At 55.3% G+C, this 5000-nt stretch carries 2 tRNA genes and 3 rRNA genes (1 of these 5 running past the window's edge); all 5 read right to left on the reverse strand.

Going from position 1 to position 5000, the window contains the following annotated elements:
- Positions 1–65 precede the first annotated feature (65 nt).
- Positions 66–180: ribosomal RNA gene (gene rrf / locus I6N89_RS25025) — 5S ribosomal RNA — on the reverse strand.
- Positions 181–366: 186 nt separating this feature from the next.
- Positions 367–3959 (reverse strand): 23S ribosomal RNA (locus tag I6N89_RS25030).
- A gap of 397 nt (positions 3960–4356) precedes the next feature.
- A tRNA-Ala gene (locus tag I6N89_RS25035) sits at positions 4357–4432 on the reverse strand.
- A 190-nt stretch (positions 4433–4622) separates the two neighbouring features.
- Positions 4623–4699 (reverse strand) — tRNA-Ile (locus I6N89_RS25040).
- A 138-nt stretch (positions 4700–4837) separates the two neighbouring features.
- Positions 4838–5000 (reverse strand): 16S ribosomal RNA (locus tag I6N89_RS25045); it runs 1301 nt beyond the window's last position.
- Together the 16S, 23S and 5S rRNA genes with 2 tRNA genes alongside form the textbook arrangement of a ribosomal RNA operon.

Genomic DNA, 5000 nt, shown 5'->3' on the forward strand with positions numbered 1-5000 from the left:
TTTGGGCGCTTTTTTTGTGTTTTTGGTATTTGAACGTATTGAGAGATGATTTTGGTATTTACTAGGTTTGGCGGTGACCTACTCTCCCACGACTTGAGTCGCAGTACCATTGGCGCAACGGCACTTAACGGCCGGGTTCGGAATGGATCCGGGTGTTTTGCTCGCGCTATGACCACCAAACCGAGGAAATACCAACGTCGTGCTTTGCACGGTGGGCGGCAGACAGCGTTTCGTCGAAGACGATAACGCGTTGCCGCTGGGTTACCATGCTGGGCACGACACAAATCACGTTGTCCATGTCACACTTATCGGTGTGTATGCTTCTGACCAGCTTTCAGAGAGGTGTGAGCCTGTCTGTTACTGGATCAAATCAAGCCTATCGGGCCATTAGTACCGGTCAACTGAACATGTTACCATGCTTACATCTCCGGCCTATCGACGTGGTGGTCTACCACGGCCCTCAGGGATACCTTGTTTTGAGGGGGGCTTCCCGCTTAGATGCCTTCAGCGGTTATCCTGTCCGATCATAGCTACCCAGCACTGCCGTTGGCACGACAACTGGTCCACCAGTGGATCGTTCACCCCGGTCCTCTCGTACTAGGGGCAACTCCTCTCAAGTATCCTACACCCACGGCAGATAGGGACCGAACTGTCTCACGACGTTCTAAACCCAGCTCACGTACCTCTTTAAACGGCGAACAGCCGTACCCTTGGGACCTGCTCCAGCCCCAGGATGAGATGAGCCGACATCGAGGTGCCAAACACTGCCGTCGATATGGACTCTTGGGCAGTATCAGCCTGTTATCCCCGGCGTACCTTTTATCCGTTGAGCGATGGCCCTCCCACTTGGGACCACCGGATCACTATGGCCGTCTTTCGACTCTGCTCGACTTGTCAGTCTTGCAGTCAGGCTGGCTTCTGCCATTGCACTCAACGAGCGATTTCCGACCGCTCTGAGCCAACCTTCGCGCGCCTCCGTTACGCTTTAGGAGGCGACCGCCCCAGTCAAACTACCCGCCACGCAGGGTCCCGGATCCGGATAACGGATCGCGGTTAGACATCAAGAGTGCGAAGGGTGGTATCTCATCTTTCGGCTCCACAGAGACTGGCGTCCCTGCTTCGAAGCCTACCACCTATCCTGCACATCACAATCCTGATGCCAGTGCGAAGCTGTAGTAAAGGTGCACGGGGTCTTTCCGTCTAACCGCGGGAAGCCTGCATCTTGACAGGCAATTCAATTTCGCTGAGTCGATGTTGGAGACAGCGGGGAAGTCGTTACGCCATTCGTGCAGGTCGGAACTTACCCGACAAGGAATTTCGCTACCTTAGGACCGTTATAGTTACGGCCGCCGTTTACCTGGGCTTCAATTCAGAGCTCTCACCCCTCCTTTTAACCTTCAGGCACCGGGCAGGCGTCAGACCCTATACGTCGTCTTGCGACTTCGCAGAGCCCTGTGTTTTTAGTAAACAGTCGCCACCCCCTGGTTTGTGCCCCCAGCCCCAAGTTGCCTTGGAACCGGGCCTCCTTCTCGCGAACTTACGGAGGTATTTTGCCGAGTTCCTTCAACATCGTTCTCTCAAGCGCCTTGGTATTCTCTACCAGTCCACCTGTGTCGGTTTAGGGTACGGTCCTGTGGAGGGCTATTTCCAGGGACTGCTGAACGGCCCGACCAATCCGATAAGGTCGAACAATCTTCGCAATCCGTCACCATCTCCTGGCCCAGGAATATTAACCTGGTTCCCATCGACTACGCCTTTCGGCCTCGCCTTAGGGGCCGGCTTACCCTGCTCAGATTAGCTTTAAGCAGGAACCCTTGGACTTTCGGCGGGAGTGTCTCTCACACTCCTTGTCGCTACTCATGTCATCATTCTCGCTAGTGATCTCTCCACCGGATGCCTTACAGCCCGGCTTCACAGAAAGCACTTTGTCTTGTGCTACCGCCTATCGGCTGCTTGAGCACGTATGCTCAACAACCAAAGGGCGATAATAAAGACAAGTGCTATGTCACACTACGCTCCGCTACCATGCCTTACGGCATCCTAAGCTTCGGCTCATGGCTTGAGCCCCGTTACATCTTCGCCGCAGGACAACTTGATTAGACCAGTGAGCTGTTACGCTATCTTTAAAGGATGGCTGCTTCTAAGCCAACCTCCTGGTTGTTTTGGTCGTCCCACCTGCTTTCCCACTTAGCCATGAATTGGGGGCCTTAGCTGTAGGTCAGGGTTGTTTCCCTCTCCACGACGGACGTTAGCATCCGCCGTGTGTCTGCCATCTAGTACTCCCGGGTATTCGGAGTTTGGTTAGGATCAGTAAGCCTGTGGGGCCCCATTACCCATCCAGTGCTCTACCCCCCGGGGTATTCGGATGACGCTCTACCTAAATAGATTTCGCGGAGAACCAGCTATCTCCGAGTTTGATTGGCCTTTCACCCCTAGGCACAACTCATCCCGACCTTTTTCAACAGGTGTGGGTTCGGACCTCCAGTAAGTGTTACCTTACCTTCATCCTGGTCATGCCTAGATCACTCGGTTTCGGGTCTGATCCATCTAACTCGACGCCCTATTAAGACTCGCTTTCGCTGCGCCTACACCTATCGGCTTAAGCTTGCTAGATAGACCAAGTCGATGACCCATTATACAAAAGGTACGCCGTCACAAGACTGGACACTGATGACAACCCGACACTCCGTGTCGGAGTGTCATCGTTTTTATGTTTGGCCTACCGCCTATCGGCTACTTGAGGCCTTTTTTTGGCGCTTCGTTCCGACCGCAGCGCTTACCGCAGCGGCACGCTCACCTTGAACTGCACCGTCTCGATCCCCGGGTTGTCGTCATAGATCCCGGCATTCGACCGATGGTCGTAACCGAGAGCGTAACGCCAGCCGTTTCGGGCCTCGTAGCCGAACTCGATCCCGGAGCGGAACTCGATCGGTCCGCCGAGGTCGAAGTCGTCGCCGGCAGCGTAAAGCCCCGGCATCGCGTGCAGTTCTGTGTAGAACGGGCTGTTGCCGAAAGACGTGCCCCAGGTCCAGCCGTAGCCGATCCAGGAACCGCTTTCGTCGCCGTAGCTCAGGCCGATGGCCTGGCCGAACGGCCCCAGCGTGGTGCCGAGATCGTAGCGGAGATAGATCTCCGCGCCGCTATCGGCCCTGCGTTCGATCACGGAACCGGCCGAGAATGCGACACGCGGCTGCGTGTCTCCCGGTGCGAGGCAACCTGCCCCGTTTCCGCAGTGGTTCATGCCCATATCGGTCAGACCCGCGATGAGCATCAGCGCTGCAAAGGTTCCGTCTGCCATGTTTGCCTCCAGTTTTTCACTGGCGACTGCATGGCTCAGATTGTCATTAGAGTCCAGTCAAGCTCCGACTGATTGTAGGCGCTCGGTTTCAGGTACTGTTTCACTCCCCTCGTCGGGGTGCTTTTCACCTTTCCCTCACGGTACTGGTTCGCTATCGGTCAGTAAGGAGTACTTAGCCTTCGGAGGTGGTCCTCCGATCTTCAGACAGGATTTCACGTGTCCCGCCCTACTTGATACGTCTCATCGAGCTTCCTGTACGGGACTGTCACCCGCTGTGGTTGGCCTTTCCAGACCATTCCAGTCACTCTCAGAGTTCGGCTGGTCCCCGTTCGCTCGCCGCTACTAGGGGAGTCTCTATTGATGTCCTTTCCTCCGGGTACTTAGATGTTTCAGTTCCCCGGGTTTGCTCTTAAAACCCTATGTATTCAGGTAATAAGTACCTGTTCAAGATAATTGATATGCGCTACCGCTTCGGTACTTGAGCGCCAGGCTCCCGTAACTCACGGTATTGCTAACAATCACCTTTCAGGTGGGTTGCCCCATTCGGAAATCCATGGATCAAAGCTTATTCTCAGCTCCTCATGGCTTATCGCAGAGTATCACGTCCTTCATCGCCTCTTACTGCCAAGGCATCCACCAAACGCCCTTCTCGCGCTTGATTTGATCCAGTAAAAGACAGGCTTTCGCATGTCGCGCCACTGCGCTGGTTCGTGCAATGGCTTTGATACCGGATCAAAAGCATACTTTCCCGCCCACGCCTGAGCGTGGACTTGGTTCGACTTGCGTCGAACCGGGTTAGTGTACTTGACTTGGACAACGATTGCTCGTTTCGGCAGGGATATGGCATTCCGGTCGGCTAGACCGTCAACCACCTCTCCTTGCGGAGACCTGCAGAGGTTCTTCCGTTACTCCGGAGAACCAAGCAATGTTGATTTGTATCTCTCTATACGATGTGAAAGCCGTCGAACGAGTTCGACGATGTCCGATTGGACGGATAAACACTCGAAAGCGCTTATCGATCTAATCGGCGGTCTGTGCGATGCTCACCTTCGGTGAGGTGGTGGAGCCTAGGAGGATCGAACTCCTGACCTCCTGAATGCAAATCAGGCGCTCTCCCAGCTGAGCTAAGGCCCCACGATTTTGCACGCAAAATTGTGGGAGTGCGCAGCAGTGCATTCCGAAGGAATGTCACGAGAGCGTCACCCGGTGCAATTCTGGGTGCTGACGGTTCCGAACCTCCCGGCCTCGACCGAGTGCCTCTCGGCAGATTTGCCGGGGCAAATCGCCTGTCGCACGCCAACTCATCGCCTTCGGCGAGAGTTGGTGGTGGGTCGAGGAGGACTTGAACCTCCGACCTCACGCTTATCAGGCGTGCGCTCTAACCACCTGAGCTACCGACCCAGAACGAGCGGTAGCCCGTTGTCTTGTTCTGAAGAGATATGAGGACGGCCTGGTCCGTGATGTATGCCCTGATGACTAATCAGAGCTTGCTAAGTGATCCACGTTGAAGGCAAGCCTTCAATCTAGGATCATCCTTAGAAAGGAGGTGATCCAGCCGCAGGTTCCCCTACGGCTACCTTGTTACGACTTCACCCCAGTCGCTGAGCTCACCGTGGTCCGCTGCCTCCTGTAAAGGTTGGCGCACGGCCTTCGGGTGAACCCAACTCCCATGGTGTGACGGGCGGTGTGTACAAGGCCCGGG

The organism is Salipiger abyssi (genome assembly GCF_017311415.1).
GTDB classification, from domain to species: domain Bacteria; phylum Pseudomonadota; class Alphaproteobacteria; order Rhodobacterales; family Rhodobacteraceae; genus Salipiger; species Salipiger abyssi_A.